6 protein-coding genes and 1 tRNA gene are annotated in these 16,606 nt (G+C 47.0%); 5 read left to right on the forward strand and 2 right to left on the reverse strand.

Annotated features, from left to right (window positions below; all coding sequences use genetic code 11):
* The first annotated feature begins 536 nt into the window (after positions 1 to 536).
* The 5 genes from QT990_RS08925 (at position 537) to QT990_RS08945 (ending at position 13,273) form a co-directional block, all read left to right on the forward strand.
* Positions 537 to 2,948 carry an AMIN domain-containing protein gene (locus QT990_RS08925; RefSeq protein WP_333140066.1) on the forward strand — a complete coding sequence of 804 codons (2,412 nt, stop codon included), beginning with the start codon at positions 537 to 539 and terminating at the stop codon, positions 2,946 to 2,948.
* A 730-nt stretch (positions 2,949 to 3,678) separates the two neighbouring features.
* Positions 3,679 to 3,987, forward strand: coding sequence for an HU family DNA-binding protein (locus QT990_RS08930; protein WP_278187376.1), 309 nt, complete (start codon positions 3,679 to 3,681; stop codon positions 3,985 to 3,987).
* 15 nt (positions 3,988 to 4,002) lie between these two features.
* The gene (locus tag QT990_RS08935) at positions 4,003 to 5,280 is read left to right on the forward strand and encodes a threonine-phosphate decarboxylase (protein ID WP_333140064.1); all 1,278 of its coding nucleotides are present in this window, start codon (positions 4,003 to 4,005) and stop codon (positions 5,278 to 5,280) included.
* A 426-nt stretch (positions 5,281 to 5,706) separates the two neighbouring features.
* Positions 5,707 to 7,182 carry an NAD(P)/FAD-dependent oxidoreductase gene (locus QT990_RS08940; protein WP_333300246.1) on the forward strand — a complete coding sequence of 492 codons (1,476 nt, stop codon included), beginning with the start codon at positions 5,707 to 5,709 and terminating at the stop codon, positions 7,180 to 7,182.
* Between the two features lie 619 nt (positions 7,183 to 7,801).
* Positions 7,802 to 13,273 (forward strand): AAA family ATPase, encoded by a 5,472-nt coding sequence (locus QT990_RS08945; RefSeq protein ID WP_333140060.1) that lies wholly within the window; start codon positions 7,802 to 7,804, stop codon positions 13,271 to 13,273.
* A gap of 416 nt (positions 13,274 to 13,689) precedes the next feature.
* Here QT990_RS08945 and QT990_RS08950 read toward each other — a convergent pair.
* Together QT990_RS08950 and QT990_RS08955 are read right to left on the reverse strand one after the other, a co-directional pair.
* Positions 13,690 to 13,776 (reverse strand) — tRNA-Ser (locus QT990_RS08950).
* A gap of 60 nt (positions 13,777 to 13,836) precedes the next feature.
* Positions 13,837 to 16,446, reverse strand: a complete 2,610-nt coding sequence (locus tag QT990_RS08955) for a ComEC/Rec2 family competence protein (RefSeq protein ID WP_333140058.1) — start codon at positions 16,444 to 16,446, stop codon at positions 13,837 to 13,839.
* Positions 16,447 to 16,606: the final 160 nt, after the last annotated feature.

Below are 16,606 nucleotides of genomic sequence, written 5' to 3' on the forward strand. Positions count from 1 at the left end.
GGCATAGGGCATAGGGCATAGGGCATAGGGCATAGGGCATAGGGCATACCTCACTTTTTTGAGAACCGCTATATTAGCTATTGTTCCCAACTTGCTCTTTCACAAGAAAGGAGAAGGCAGAAGGTGGAATTTTGAAGATTGAAGGTATAAGTCAAAAAATCATGAAGGCCACAAAAATATTTTTTATATGGCACTCAACAATTTGCTCTAAAACCTAATTTCTTCTAATACCAGTTTCTCAAAGTAATGGAACTGTGTAGCAATCCTTGCAGGAGTCGTAAATTTTTTACCCCACCCCAACCATCCCCTTACAAAGGGGAGGGAGTAAGAAGTACACAAATGATGCGAGGATTGCTGTAGGATAGTTTCTAACCCTGATGTCATCAGTTATTCCCTATCGAAAATAGAAAATCGAAAAGGGCATAAATTCTTCCTTCAAAAAGGATCGAGCCCTTGAATATTTTAGTCAGTTTAGCAGCTAGCGACAAAAGACTGCGAACAACAAATAAATAACAAAGTGTAGTTGAGGAGAGAACGTGAAACAGCATCTACGGTTAAGTGGAGGACTCTTATGCAGCGTTGCAGGAGTTCTGATCGCCCAAGCCCCCGTCTTGGCAGTGCCGACTCAAGTCACAGGAGTGCAAATAAGTCAAGGTAATAATGGCGTAAATATTGTTATGGCGACAGAAAAGGGCGATCGCCCGCAAGTTTTCGCCATCAATAACGGCAATACTTACCAAGCCACAATTATCAACACCCAGCTCCGCTTACCACAAGGCAACAGCTTCCGTCAAGATAACCCCGCTCCGGGAATTTCTTCCGTAGAAATCACCCAGGTAGAGGCTAACAGCATCCGCGTTGTGGTAGCCGGCACCAACGGAGTTCCCAACGGACAAATTGTTCCGGGACAAGGCCAAAGCATCGTCCTCAGCGTTGCCGGACAGGGTGGCACAGCACAGTCTGCCCAAACTCCACCCCCGCCGCCTCCGGGACTGCCGCTGAGCCAAACAGCTCCCCCGCCGACTCCCCAAGTCCGCACCTCGCAAAACCCAGGCGTGCTGCTGCCAAATCCAGAAGTTACTGTTACCAGAAACGATCGCCCCCCCCTCCCCAGCGAAATACAATCCCAGACAAATCAGGCAGCGCCTTTCCTGCCGCGGGCCGTGGCGCCGCCCTTGGGAGATATCGCAGTGTCTAACATCGCCCCTGGCGTCGGAAATATTGAGCTGAGTTCGGGAGAACGCATCCCCCGCTTGGTGCTGCGGGATGCCCCAGTCCGGGACGTTTTGGCTCTGCTGGCGCGCGCTGCAGGCTTGAACATTGCTTTTACAGGTGGCGGGGCCCCTGCTCAACCGGGCCAGCCCGCAGTGCCTGGTCAGCCAGGAGCCTCCGGGTCAGATGAAGGGCCGAAGATTTCTTTGGACATCGAAAATGAGTCGGTGCAAGATGTCTTTAATTACGTGCTGCGGCTCAGCGGGCTGCAAGCTAACCGCCAGGGGCGGACGATTTTTGTAGGGACTAGCTTGCCGATCGACTCGCGCAATATTATCATTCGGACTCTGCGGCTCAATCAAGTTCGGTCTACGGATGCAGCTAACTTTTTGAGCGCTCAAGGCGCGGAAACTCAACTGCCGATTACTCGGGTGACTATTCAAAGCGTCGGCCAGGGAAATGCGGCGCGGGATGTGGAAATTAGGGAACCCGACATTAAGGCGATCGGCGCTAGGGAAGGCACCGGGCCGCTCTTGCTGAGGGGACTTTCGGTGCTGGCGGATTCTCGGCTCAATTCCATCACTTTGGTGGGCGACCCGCGCAAAGTTGACATGGCTGTGGCTTTCTTGACACAGCTAGATTTGCGCCGCCGTCAAGTAGCTGTCAACGTCAAGGTGATCGATATCAACTTGTCGGGAGACAACAGAACAAATACTAGCTTCTCTTTCGGGATTAATGACAGTTTCTTTGTCAATGACGGCGGGGCGGCGATCGTCAATTTTGGTGGTATTAATCCGCCCGATACCGACGCTGTAACTACTGGGATAGCTAATCGGCCGATTATTGAGAACCGAGACATTCCCCAAGAATTCAGGGATACTCCTTTCTACGATGCGAACGGCCGGCGTATCGTGCCCTTGACAGGTCAATCTCTAGGTCCAGGTCTACCCCCCACCAAAGGTGTGTTCCTCCAGCCGACAGCCCCAGTGACTAATGACCCCACGCGAGTTGGAATTACGGATTACGATCCAGGCTCGGCAACCACTTCGGGAAGTGCGCTTTTTGGTCAGTTCCCGCTGTTCCAATATCCAAGACGTTTTCTGTCTAACCTGCAGGCCAGTATTACCAGCCAGAATGCCAAAATCCTGACTGACCCGACTCTGGTTGTCCAAGAAGGGGAAACGGCGAATGTGAATATCACCGAAGAAGTGATTACTAACATTCGATCGGAATCGCAGACAACAGCAGGTCAAACTACCAGAACGGTGACGGCAGAAAAAGGCCAGGCAGGTTTGCGCTTGGGAGTGGCGATCGATCGCATCGACGATAACGGTTTTGTCTCTCTGCGAGTCAACCCAATCGTCAGTGCGATCGGCCCGTCTCGACCCCTGAGCACTGGCGCAGGAGAAAATAACAGTATCACCCTGCTGGCTGAGCGCTCTTTGCAGTCGGGGCTAATTCGCCTGCGGGACGGTCAGACTTTGATTTTATCGGGGATTATCCGCGACCAAGACCGGGTTACAGCGACGAAGATTCCGATTTTAGGAGATTTGCCGATTATCGGTTCGCTGTTCAGGAGCACTAATAAGATCAACGAGCGGGCGGAAGTGATTGTATTGCTGACGCCGCAGATTTTGGATGATAGCGATCGATCGAACTTTGGCTACCAAAACAACATCAGTCCCGACGCGCGCCAACTGTTGCAGCGCAGTCAGCCCGTCCAGCCGAGACAGTAGGAACAAAGGAAAAATGCCTTGCTGTCAACTTTCCATGCTCTTTCCCCTGAGTCCGACAGTCCGACAGTCCGACAGTCCGACAGTCCGACAGGGGTTGAAACCCCTGCCTCAAAGCGAAAGTCCTCTCAAAGAGGACTAAAGAACTCATTAGTCCCATGCAAAAGGACTATCAATCACTCTTTCAGTCGTCTTCAGACGACTTTCGCTATTAGCCAGGGGTTTCAACCCCTGGCGGGTTTCGGGAGAATGAAACAGCCCTGCCCACCGGGGAAAGAAAGATGGGAAAGAAAGAAGGAAGAAGGAAAAAACTTTTCCTTTAGCCCTTGACAAATTACATTTTATTCCTTCTATTTCTTCTTTTTTTATGCTTTCAAATCCACCGAGGCGAGAAATCTTCTCTCGAAGGTGGTATTTTTTTACCTAAATTTTGGGATTAATTACAAAAATTAGCAAGTTGCATATAAATTAAAGGTTCCACCGATCCATAACGGTCGGCAAGACTTTAGAATAATGCAGTGAAAATTAGATGCTGTGGGGTTTTCAGCAGTTAGAAACAAAAATTCCTTCTCTGACCAATTATCCTAGGGTAATTGGTATTCAGCAGGAGTTGTGATTCGGGGAAGCGGACGGGAGCAATCGGGAACCACCCAAACCTCCCAATCCACACCTCAATCCAGTTGATAACTCACAGCTAATAGTTGAACTAACTCTGTTTAACGTAATTTTGCAAATCCAGAAGGAGTTCGCAATGAACAAAGGTGAATTGGTTGATGCAGTCGCGGAAAAGGCTAGCGTGACGAAAAAACAGGCAGATGCTGTTTTGAGTGCCGCCCTCGAAGCAATCATGGAAGCTGTCTCCGATGGCGACAAGGTGACGCTGGTCGGTTTTGGCTCGTTTGAGTCGCGGGAACGCAAGGCCCGCGAGGGTCGCAATCCCAAAACTGGCGACAAGATGGAAATCCCGGCAACCAGAGTTCCTGCATTTTCCGCAGGGAAGTTGTTTAAGGACAGAGTTGCACCGCCGAAAAACGCGGAATAGCTGGCGAACTGAGTCTTGATTAGACCTGTACACGGTGGGAATTTAGCTTGGGCAGCCGCACTGGCAGGCTGCCCTGCCTCTGCTATTCTTGATTTTTCTGCGAGTATCAGTCCTTTGGGCCCTCCTGAGTCGGCCCTGGCTGCGATTCAATCACACTTGAGCAGTCTGACGGCTTACCCAGACCCGGATTATGGGGAGCTCAGGACTGCTTTGGGGGAGGCTTTGAAGGTTGACCGGGATTGGATTTTGCCGGGGAATGGTTCGGCAGAATTGTTGACTTGGGCGGCTTGGGATTTGTCGAAGCTGGAGGCGACTTATTTGGTGACTCCGGCTTTTGGCGATTACTGGCGGGCTCTTTCGGCTTTCGGGGCGCAGGTTCTCAAATGTCCTTTGGATCTTAAATCTTGCACCATTGTCAAGAACGGGCAAGATGCCCATTCCACAAGAGATGAATTTTGTGGAACAGGCATCTTGCCTGTTCCTAAACAAGTAATTGAGAATGCTGCAACATCTCAGTTGGATCTGAAATCGTTGGACGCGGAGGCTGGAAGCCGGTTAGTAACGGATGATTTGTCGGTTTCTAACCGTTCCCTTGTCTCCCCTTCTTTGCGTCTCCCGGTTCCTCTTGCTCTCGATGCCGATAGACGAGGTTTGCTCCTGAACAACCCGCACAATCCTACGGGTTTGCTGTTTGGTAGGGAGGCGATTTTGCCTTATTTGAAGCAGTTAGCTATGGTGGTGGTGGATGAGGCCTTTATGGACTTTCTACCGCCTTCTGAGCAGGAAACTTTGATCGATGCTGTTGAGGAGTTTCCGAATTTGGTGATTTTACGATCGCTCACTAAATTCTATTCTCTGCCGGGACTGCGGTTGGGCTGTGCGATCGCCCATCCCGATATTCTCCGCCGCTGGCAGTTACTGCGCGATCCTTGGCCTGTGAATGCTTTGGCTGCTGCTGCTGCTGCTGCTGTGGTGCGAGATACTGTTTTTGAGCGGCAAACTTGGGATTGGCTGCCTGTTGCTCGCCGAGAACTATTTGAGGGTTTGGCTAATTTGCCGGGTTTGCAGCCTTTTGCCGGGGCGGCTAATTTCTTGTTGGTTGAGTCGTCGATGTCGGTTTCTTCTATTCAAAAAAGTCTGTTGGAACGACACCGGATTTTGATTCGGGATTGTTTGAGTTTTCCTGAGTTGGGCGATCGGTTTTTTCGGGTGGCTGTGCGCTCCAAGGCGGACAATCTGCGGCTGATTGCTGGACTTAAAGAAGTCATTAGTCAGTTGACAGTTGACAGTTGACGGTTGTCAGTTGACAGTTGACAGTTGACGGTTGACAGTTGACGGTTGTCAGTTGACAGTTGACAGTTGACGGTTGACTGTTAACAACCAATAAAAGTTGACAAACTGATTTTATTGGTCGTTTGAGCGGACATCCCCAAGAAACCCGGTTTCTATGATAAATCTTGGGTTTTACAGCGAAGTATCTAGGAAGAAACCGGGTTTATGACCCCGCGCGCCGATCGTCCTAAACTACTAACTAATGACTAATGACTACTGACTACTGACCGAAAGCATCCAGGATACAAGCCCCCGGATTCATCCGTCCAGAAATAAAAAACCTGTATCCGATGAAAGTTGCCCCCCGAATTTATCCGTGGTCAATGCTTCAATTCTTTAATCTAAAATCTAAAATCTAAAATCTAAAATCGATTGACTTCTTTATTTATGCTTGACTATGATTTAGTGATTATTGGTGGAACTCCGGCCGGACGTTATGCTGCTTTGACTGCAACTAATTTCCCGGCCCGCGTTGCTTTGGTGGAACCGCTAAGTAATTCCCAAGATTTGCCGACTGGGGAAAAAGAGTCGATCGACCTTGGTTTGAGATACAGCCAAACTTTGAGGGAGGCTGCTCGTTTTGCCCAGCAGATCAGCCGTCAGCAATTGGGGCTTCGCTGGGAAGTCGCTAATTCCTCCATTCCGATCAAATTGGGGTTTGAGGGGGTTCTGAAGTGGGCCGACGGTGTTGTTTCTAATTTGTCAGAAATTGATGATCTCGGCGTTTTGGCTGCTCGCGGGGTCGATGTTATTTTTGGCAGCGGCGAGTTTGTTGCGAAACCGGATTTGGCTTTTGTTGCAGGTGGGCGGAAATTGCGATCGCTCTGTTATTTGCTAGCTTGTCCAACTCTGCCGGCGATTCCCAATATTGAAGGACTTTCGTCTGCTGGATTTTTTACTTCGGAAACTGTCGGGGAATTAGCAAAACTTCCCCAGTTGCCTAAAAGTTTGGCTGTAATCGGTGCCGATCCCAGCGGTGTCGAAGTGGCTCAGACTTTTGCTCGCCTGGGGGTTGCTGTCACTTTGGTGGTGAAAAGTTCGCACATTTTGGCTAAAGAAGACCGGGAGGCTGCTGGTTTGGTGCAAGCTGGAATGGAAGCTGAAGGAGTGCGGATTCTGACTGCTACTGAGGTGACTCAAGCTAGGGTGATTGAGGGTAAAAAGTGGATTCAAGCTGGGCCAAGAGCGATCGAAGCTGAGGAGATTTTTCTAGCCGCCGGTAGAGGGCACAATTTTTCATCGTTAAATCTCGAAGCGGCTAAGGTTAAATACAGCGCTCGCGGGGTGATTTTAAATGAAAAGCTGCAAACAACTAATCGCCGCATTTATGCGATCGGCGATGTTGCTGGGGGTTATCCGTTCCCTCACATCGCTAATTACGAAGCTGCGGTTGCTGTGAAAAATGCTTTGTTTTTGCCGCTGTTTCAAATAGATTATCGCGGGATTCCTTGGGCGATTTTTTCCGATCCGCAGTTGGCGAGGGTTGGCTTGACTGAAGCGCAAGCAAGGCGCCGTTTTGGAGACGATCTCATTGTTTGTCGGGAATATTTCAAGAATGTTGAAAGAGCTCAAATGTCCGGGGATACAACTGGTTTTTGTAAGATTGTCGGGCGTCGCAATGGTGAGATGTTGGGAGCGAGTATTGTGGGGCCGCAAGCTGCTGAGTTGATTCACGCGATCGCTTTGGCTGTGCGTCACGGGATGAAGGTTGAGGCGATCGCCCAACTTCCTTATATTTGGTCGAGTTTTTCGGCAATTAACGGTCAAACTGCGGCTCTTTGGGAGTCGCAGCGCTTGGGTAGCAATACTTTTTCGCGCAATTTATGGGAGAATTTGTTTCACTGGCGCAGGTATTGGAAGTGAAACAATCAAAGGGGTAATTGGTAATTGGTAATTGGTAAGTATGTGAGTGGCAAAATATAATTGACTTGGGCTAATTCCACAGTTGGCTTCTGAATTTTGGCATTAAATGCCTGATTCACTTATTAAAGTGGGGCAGCTTGTTGTTGCATCAGGACAAATAATTCGGCTTGGAGCCTATGACTCCCTACCGATCCGCCATCGAGCGCACAAACTAGATTTCCTCTGCTTCCTGCTTTAAATGCAGAGTCGCCCGAATTGTACTGATGAGATTAAATTCTGAGCTAAACTCGACATTAGATTTAATAGGCGATCGCATACAAGCATCGGTTTTAAAAATACTCTTAAGTACCTGATTAGCCTCTTAAATTCCTCTTCTTTCAACTGCTGTCGTTCAAGGAGCATTAGCCTCCTTCATTTTCTACTGAGTCTTAACTCCAGTATCAACAGCTCTTACATAAACAATTCAAGTATTGTTTTAAACTCTTGCTTTCATAACTCTCTCTCCCAAATATATTAAGAAAAATGTAATTCACTGAATACTAAAGCAGAGCAAGCGAAAATAGTAGATAGTAACTCTCAGAAGCTTCAGACTTGACAGAAGCAGTAGGAATACGTAGATATGACTAACATCACAAATTTTTTTCTAGGATATCACATTAACGAGGAAATATACGCAGGCAATCGAACTCTAGTTTATCGTGGTATTCGCTCTTGTGATCAGCAACCCGTCGCGATCAAACTACTGCGAAATGACTTTCCCAGCTTCAACGAACTGGTTCACTTCCGCAACCAATACGTCATTGCTAAAAACTTAAATATCCCCGGCACTGTCAAGGCATACAGCCTGGAGAGCTATCATAACCGCTATGCTTTGGTGATGGAAGACTTTGGCGGAATTTCCTTATGTAGCTACCTTGCTAGTCTAGCATCCGATAGCAACGAAACCCTAGAAGGCTTGCCAGTTAACGAGTTTCTTCCTATGGCAATTCAAATTGCCAACGCCCTTGACGGACTTCATCGCCACCACGTCATCCATAAAGACCTCAAGCCCGCCAACATTCTCATTAACCCCACCAGTAAAGAAGTCAAGCTGATTGATTTGAGCATCGCTTCCCTGCTGCCGCGCGAAACCCAAGAAATTCAAAATCCCAATGTCCTAGAAGGCACTTTACCCTACATATCTCCCGAACAAACTGGGCGAATGAACCGAGGCATTGATTACCGCACAGATTTCTACTCTCTGGGAGTCACATTCTACGAATTACTAACAGGAAAGTTACCATTCCAAACAGACGATCCAATGGATTGGGTACACTGCCACCTGGCAAAGCAACCTATTCCCGTCCATGAACTCCACCCAGCAGTTCCTCCGGTACTGTCTGAGATAGTTGGTAAACTGATGGCGAAGAATGCGGAAGACCGCTATCAAAGCGCCCTAGGACTCAAGTACGACTTAGAAACTTGTTGGCAGCAGTGGAGAGAAAAGGGAGAGATTGCATCCTTTAAATTAGGACAGCGAGATTTGTGCGATCGCTTCATCATCCCAGAAAAGTTGTACGGTAGAGAAAGCGAAGTATTCTCCCTGCTATCGGCCTTCGAGCGCGTCAGTGCCGGAAGCACCGAAATGATGCTCGTTGCCGGTTTCTCAGGCATTGGCAAAACCGCTGTCGTTAACGAAGTTCACAAACCAATTGTGAGACAGCGAGGCTACTTTATTAAAGGAAAATTCGACCAATTTCAACGCACCCTTCCCTTTACAGTATTTGTCCAAGCTTTTCGCGATTTAATGGGACAACTGCTATCGGAAACCGATGCTAAACTTGAACAATGGAAGTTGGAAATTTTGGCGGCTTTGGGCGAGAATGCTCAGGTGATAGTTGAAGTCATTCCTGAACTCGAACGTATTATCGGACAGCAAGCGCCCGTCCCCGAACTTTCGGGAAGTGCTGGTCAAAATCGCTTCAATTTGTTATTTGAAAAATTCATTCAAGTCTTCACAACAAAAGACCATCCTGTAGTGATTTTCTTGGACGATTTGCAATGGGCAGACTCAGCATCGTTAAAATTAATTCAACTGCTGATGAGCGACGTTGATAACCGCTATCTCTTATTAATTGGAGCTTATCGGGATAACGAAGTTTTTCCCGCACATCCATTGATGCTGACGTTAGCAGAAATTCAAAAAACTGAAGCAAAGGTGAATACTATTACCTTAGCACCACTTGAGCGAGCCGACGTAAATTGTTTAGTTGCCGATACTCTAGCTTGTTCTACAGCGTTGGCTCAGCCTTTGACAGAACTCGTTTATCAGAAAACCCAAGGCAATCCATTTTTCAGCACCCAATTCCTCAAATCTTTGCATGAAGATGGGCTAATTGAATTTAATTTTGACGCTCGGTATTGGCAGTGCGATATTGCTAGAGTGCGAACCTTGGCACTAACAGATGATGTTGTAGAATTTATGGCACTTCAGTTGCGAAAGTTGCCAGCCCAGACCCAGGAAATTTTAAAGTTAGCTGCTTGTATTGGCAATCAGTTCGATTTGGCGACGTTAGCAATTGTTGATGAAAATTCGCCAACAGAAACCGCATCGGCTTTATGGAAGGCACTACAAGACGGGCTAATTTTACCCATTAGCGAAGTTTATAAGTTTTATCAGCCAGAGGGAAATAGCGAATCGGTAATCGGTAATATCAAGAAATCTGACCAATTACTAATTACCCAGGATCAATTACCCAAATATAATTTTTTACACGATCGCGTTCAACAAGCAGCTTATTCCCTCATTCCTGAGGACCAAAAGCGTTCTACTCACTTAAAAATTGGTCAACTCTTATTAAAGAATACGCCAGAAGCCGATCGAGAAGAAAGAATTTTTGATATTGTCAATCACTTAAATGTGGGAGTTGAGCTAATTACCCAGGAGGCAGAACGGGAACAATTAGCACGATTGAATCTGGTTGCTGGAAAGAAAGCCAAAGCTGCTACCGCTTATGCTGCTGCGGTTGAAGATTTCAAGGTTGGCCAGGAATTACTGACAGAAAATAGTTGGCATAGTCAATACGAACTAACATTAGCGCTGTATACAGAAGCAGCAGCAGCGGCATATCTAAATGGTGATTTTGACCAGATGGAAAAATTAGCATCTGTCGTGGAAAACGGCGCCAAAACGCTAGGGGACAAAGTGAAGCTATATGAAGTCCAAATTCAAGCTTATATGGCGCAAAATAAGCTACAGGAAGCGCTGAATACAGGGTTGCCAGTCTTAAAGCAGTTGGGGGTAGAGTTTCCCTCCGAGCCAAATTTATCTGATATTGGACAGGCACTAGGAGAAACCGCGTCAATTTTGAGCGGAAAGGGAACTGAGGACTTAATTGATCTCCCTCTGATGACAGATCCTCAACAAATAGCAACTATAACGATTCTGTCAAGCCTATTTACTCCTGCCTACCTAGCGCTGCCGCCACTCGCGCCTTTGGTAGTTTGCAAACAGGTCAATTTATCTGTCCAATATGGCAATGCTTCTTTGTCTCCCTATGCTTTTGTCATATATAGTTTTCTTCTCTGTGGCATGGGAGATATTGAGCGGGGCTATCAGTTCGGTCAACTGGCTTTACGTCTATTGTCAAAGTTGAATGCCAAAGAAATCCAAGCCAAGACATCCGCAATGGTGCATTCTTGTATTCAACCTTGGAAAGAACACTTCAGAAATAGTTTAAAACCTTTGCTGTCAGATTATACTTGTGGGCTGGAAACCGGAGAGTTAGAATTTGCTGGTTATGCTATCTTTCACTACAGTTATTACTCGTATTTTGTTGGCAAGCAACTAACGCAACTCGAACCAGAAATAGCAACCTACGCAGATGCCGTTAGTAAAATTCACCAAGAAGCCCCACTTTCTTATCAGAAAATTTGTTGGCAAGCCGTTTTGAACTTGATAGGAAGATCGCCAGACCCATGCCATTTAAAGGGAGAAGCCTACGACGAAGAGACAATGTTGCAACTGTATCAGGGAACCAATAACTACCTAGGGATTCATTACTTATACTTGCATCAACTTGTGCTTTGTTATCTGTTTGAAAATTACCCGGAAGCTTTTAAAAGTAGCGCTCAAATAGAAAGTTATTTGAGCGCAGCTTCAGGGCTGATAACTGTTGCCATCTTCCATTTCTACGATTCTTTGGTGCGGTTGGCAGTGTATTCTGACACTCCCCAGTCTGAACAACAGGGCATTCTTGACAGAGTACAAGCTAACCAAGAAAAAATGCAAAAGTGGGCGAATCATGCCCCCATGAATCATCTGCATAAATTCTATCTAGTAGAGGCAGAACGGCATCGCGTTTTAAACCAAAAAATAGAAGCGGTCGAGATGTACGACAAGGCTATTGCCCTCGCCCAAGAAAACGAATACCTCAACGAGGAAGCACTTGCTCACGAACTCGCTGCCAAATTCTACTTAGAATGGGGCAAAGAAAAACTGGCAAAACCATATTTAATTGATGCTTACTATGCTTACGCTCGTTGGGGAGCAAAAGCAAAGATTGACCATCTAGAACAGCGCTACCCCCAATTGCTTGCTGTGATCCTGCAACAGGAGCGAACTCGCCAGAATCCGAGCGAAACAATTCACACATCGACCCATAGTGAATCATCCCTATCTAACACGAATAGAACAATTATCGGTAGCACCAGCAGTTGGGGCTTAGTAGATTTGCCGACCGTTATCAAAGCTTCTCAAGCTCTATCTAGCGAAATTAAACTCGATCAATTGCTCACTACGCTCATGCAAGTGGTGGTGAAGAATGCCGGAGCGCAAACCGGAGCATTAATTTTGAATGAAGAGGGAAACTGGAGGATAAACGTCCACTGCACAAACCGTCAAGACTGCCTTCTGCAATCTATTCCGGTTGAGGAGAGCGAAGTAATTCCTCTCACCCTAATCAACTACGTCAAACGTACAAAAGAAACCCTTATTTTTGATGATGCTAGCAATCAACCAAGATTTGCATCTGACCCCTACATAGTCCAACAGCAACCTCAGAGCGTGCTTTGCACTCCGATCAGCGAGCGAGGGAAAATGATGGGGATTTTGTATTTGGAAAATAATTTAGCCACAGGGGTATTCACGGGCGATCGCGTCGCCATCCTCAACATCCTGTGCTCCCAAGCAGCAATTTCCTTACAAAACGCCCGACTGTATCAACAATCCCAGGAATATGCCCAAAAACTAGAGCAGTCTATCCACGATCTCAAACAGATGCAACTGCAATTGGTGCAGGGTGAGAAGATGTCTGCTTTGGGAAATTTAGTCGCCGGTGTAGCCCACGAAATTAACAATCCCGTAGGCTTTATCGCGGGAAACTTGCAACCGGCTCAAGAATACGTGGGGGATTTATTCAATTTGATTGATTTGTATCAAGAAAAATTTCCCAATCCGGGAGGGGAAATTGAAACAGAAATTGAAGATATGGACTTGGAGTATTTGCGAGAAGATTTGCCTAAATTGATTGGCTCGATGAAGGAAGGAGTCGATCGCATCCGCAATATCAGTATAAGTTTGAGAACGTTTTCGAGGGCTGATAGCGATCGACCAGTTTCTTTCAATATTCACGATGGACTCGAAAGCACTCTGCTAATTCTCAAGCACCGTTTAAAAGCCAGCGAGTTCCGCCCTGCCATTGAAGTTGTGAAAGAGTATGGTAACTTGCCCCTAGTGAAATGCTTTCCCGGCCAGTTAAACCAGGTATTTATGAACGTACTGGCTAATGCCATTGACGCTCTGGAGGAGTCAAATAAGGAGCGCAGTTTTAAGGAAATTAAAGCCCTACCTAATCAAATCACGGTTCAAACTGCTCTGAGCGAAGACCAAAATCAGGTTTTGATTCGCATTAAGGATAATGGAGTGGGGATGTCAGGCGAAGTCAAGGAAAACATCTTTAACCACTTATTCACTACCAAGTCGGTGGGTCAAGGAACTGGATTAGGATTGTCTATAGCCCACCAAATTGTTGTGGAAAAACATGGAGGTACGTTACTCGTGAATTCTTCTTTGGGCCAGGGTTCGGAGTTTGTGATTTCTATTCCGGCGTGAGCATTTCGTAATAGGGCTGTAACGCAATTAGTGCCGCGTCGCAATTACCAGTTCCGTTATTAGCAGAAACAGGAAACGGGACACGGGGAACGAGCAACAGCCTAGGGGTTTTCGTGCTCGGAACTAGCGACTATGGACTAGGGAAACAAAGAATCTCGACTAATTCCCCCATCCTCCGCCCGCACCTTATTGGTGATTGAGACAGCGGTTTGCAACCGCCCGCTTTACCAACTCTCTTCGCTTTTTTTGTGCCCGGTTTTGAGTTAAGAGTTCCCTTGAGTTTTTCAGCCTCTACCTTACCGAAATGAAAGCAGCTATCATGCTACTGAGATTGGGGAGTTGAATTTCATAATATGATAAGGTGCGCGCACCCTAGGTTAATAAGGTGCGCGCTTGACGCTTGACGCTGAGATGTACGGAGAGGGTGGGATTTGAACCCACGTTAGAGTCACCCCTAAAGTAGATTTCGAGTCTACCGCATTCAACCGCTCTGCCACCTCTCCAATTGATTTGAGATGTGAGCTAAAAGTATTTTACCGCACAGTGCGCCAGATTGTAAATCTTTATAAAAAAGAAGTTTGATTTTCTTCAGATTCCAAAGTGGTCTTAAATCCCCCTGCAGGAGTCCACTGGAGGGCTCCGTCGCGCCCTGTCCAGAATATCTGGGTTTTGGTTTGGCGCAGTTGGGCTGCGGTTTCTGGGTCGATTTCGTCAGCAGAGGCGATCGCCACTTGTGGCCCAACCGCGCCCAATAACTCGGCCGTCAGGGCTTTTCCTGACCACCACAGCACTTGAGCCGGCTTCAAGGTTCCCGTTGCTGCCAATTTTTTTTGCGCTTCCGGTGTCATTTCACCGACGAGCAACCAAGTTCGATTTCCCACCAGGAATTCTACCACCGGAATCTCCGCATTCACGAACTGCAACCGCGTCGAACCCAGATCAACTGTACTGCTAGTTTCTAAAGGAATGTAAACGCCTTGGCGAGATTGCACAGCCGTTATAAATTCCTGATTGTTGCCACGGTGAATTTGTTTGGGAGCATTATTATCATAAAATGTTTTAATTGGCAAGCGTTCTAGTAATTTTCCCCAACCACTGCTCAAACCTAAATGACCGTGAGTGGCGATCGCAAAATTCACAGAATTAACTCCTTGCTTCTGCAAAAAAGGCAACACTGTAAACCTTACGGTATTTTCATCACCGCTATTAATTAGCGCCACTTTTCCCCTATCTTGAATTACTAAAACAGGCTCACCAGATGTCGCCAGCAAAGTAACTTGAAATAAAGATGATTGAACGTGCCAAGCTGGCAAAACTATGATACTTATTCCCGCCACCAGCGCCAGCGGTAAAATCCAAGCCGCAGAAAAAATCGGCAGTGCAATAACTCTGCTTTTCGCCTTCTTCCCTTTCCCCTTTTCCTGGTTTTTTCCTCTGACTGCTTCCGGCTTCCGTCTTTTTTCTTCCTTCCTCCTTCTATCCGTTACATCCGTTACAGAATCCGTTGCCGAACTTCCCCCGATCCAAACCCAGCAAATTAAACTGTAAAGCGCGATTAGCTGAAACACCGATACTTGACCGACAGCTACCGAATTACCGGGTAATTGCGAGAAATATTGGGCGATCGCAATTAACCCCTTTGCCGGATAGTCCAGCAGTTGCGCTAAAATACTGCCAGCGGGCGGAAAAATCAATCCAGCTAAAGCGCTAACCATCCCCCCAATACTCAAAATCCACAGCAAAGGAGCCGCAATAATATTGACTAAAATGCTGTAAGGTGATACCACACTAAAAACGTAAAGTAGCAGCGGCAGGACCCAAATTGAAGCTGCAATCGGAACCACAACAATCGAAGCGATCGCGGGCGGCATCCATTCCAACTTTGCCATCAGCGGCGGCGTTGTCACGATTAACCCCAAAGTTGCCAAAAAACTCAGTTGGAAACCTAAATCCCAAATCCACAAAGGGTTAACCAGCAGTAAAATAGTAGCAGCAATTAACAGCAATCCCAGCGGCTTAACTTGGCGGTTCAGCACCAAAGCAAATAGTGTTCCCAATCCCATTAAAGCGGCGCGGCATACTGAAGCTTCAAAGCCGGTTAATCCCACGAGGAAAAATAAAGCACCGACGCCAAAGCTAAATTGTAATTGTTTGGAAAAACGCCTGGTTAAAGCTAGAACTAAAGCCAAAACCATCGAAACTTGAGTGCCGGAAGCTGCGATCGCGTGGGCCACTCCAGCCTGCACAAAAGAGTCGCGGATGTTGTAAGGTAAATCTACTGCTTGTTTGCCGAGGGCGATCGCACTGATCAAGGGCCCTTCTGGAACATTTAACTGCGATAGTTGCGATCGCACGATCCGCTGCCGCATCGCTTGAATTTTCGATGGCTGCATCCCGCTTGACTCCCAGAAAGCAGCCGCTTGGCTGTTAACTCGATTTACATCCGCGATCGCATTTTCTCTCCTCCAGTCAATTTGACGGCCTTTGAGTCCGACAAAAGCCCCTTCTCTGGCTAAATATTTTTGAAAATCAAAAGCCCCCGGATTCGACGGCGGCTGCGGTTTGTACAAGGAACCCACAACTGCGATCGTATTGTCGGCGTACAAGCCAGTTGCTTGCAGCAGGGGCACTGTAACGTAGAGTTTGCCGGATACTGGGCGGTTGACAACTACTCCTCCCTCGCCGCCGTTGATTTCGCTAACTAAATCTGTTTCTAGCCAAAATTGCGATCGACCCGATCGAGTCAATCGAGGCGTACTGGCAACTCTACCGCGAACTGTCACCGCCACTTCTTGAGTGTTTCCAACCGCCGGAATCAGTTTGCTGATGTCATCTATTGCTGGTTGGGGCGATCGAACTGCAAAATAAACGCTAGCTAGAAATGCCACCAAACCCGCAACTGCCCACACCCATTTCCCTCGCGGCAGCATCTCCAACAAACTCAACTCTTCCCTCGCATCTAAGGGTGCTTCAAGAGCATTTTCTTTTTGTCTGCTGCGTCTTTTCTTAGTAACTTGGACAGAATTTTTAGTATATTTTCGCAACAATTTCGGCAGGGCGATCGCTACCGCTATTCCCAAAGCAAGTATCGCGTATCTACCCCAAGAAACCGCTGTAGAAATCAATCCCAAAATGTAGGCAAGACAGAAGATGACACCCGTTGCTTGATTCATTAATTAGCAAGTAATTAGCAATTTTTACTGTCAAAAGTAGAGTTGGTTTCAGTCCAGAACACATAATATCAATTCCGGTTATATCGGAATGATTTAACCACAGAGAACGCAGAGAACGCAGAGGAAGAGAAGAGAGAGAGACGAATAATGCCGATGAAGA

It is taken from the genome of Microcoleus sp. T3_B1, from assembly GCF_036700445.1.
Lineage (GTDB): Bacteria > Cyanobacteriota > Cyanobacteriia > Cyanobacteriales > Microcoleaceae > Microcoleus.

Bases quoted from the DNA above. Each gene is read 5' to 3' on its own strand.
- QT990_RS08940 (WP_333300246.1), top strand. From the start codon at position 5,707: ATGCTTGACTATGATTTAGTGATTATTGGTGGAACTCCGGCCGGACGT.
- QT990_RS08945 (WP_333140060.1), top strand. From the start codon at position 7,802: ATGACTAACATCACAAATTTTTTTCTAGGATATCACATTAACGAGGAA.
- QT990_RS08955 (WP_333140058.1), bottom strand. From the start codon at position 16,446: ATGAATCAAGCAACGGGTGTCATCTTCTGTCTTGCCTACATTTTGGGA.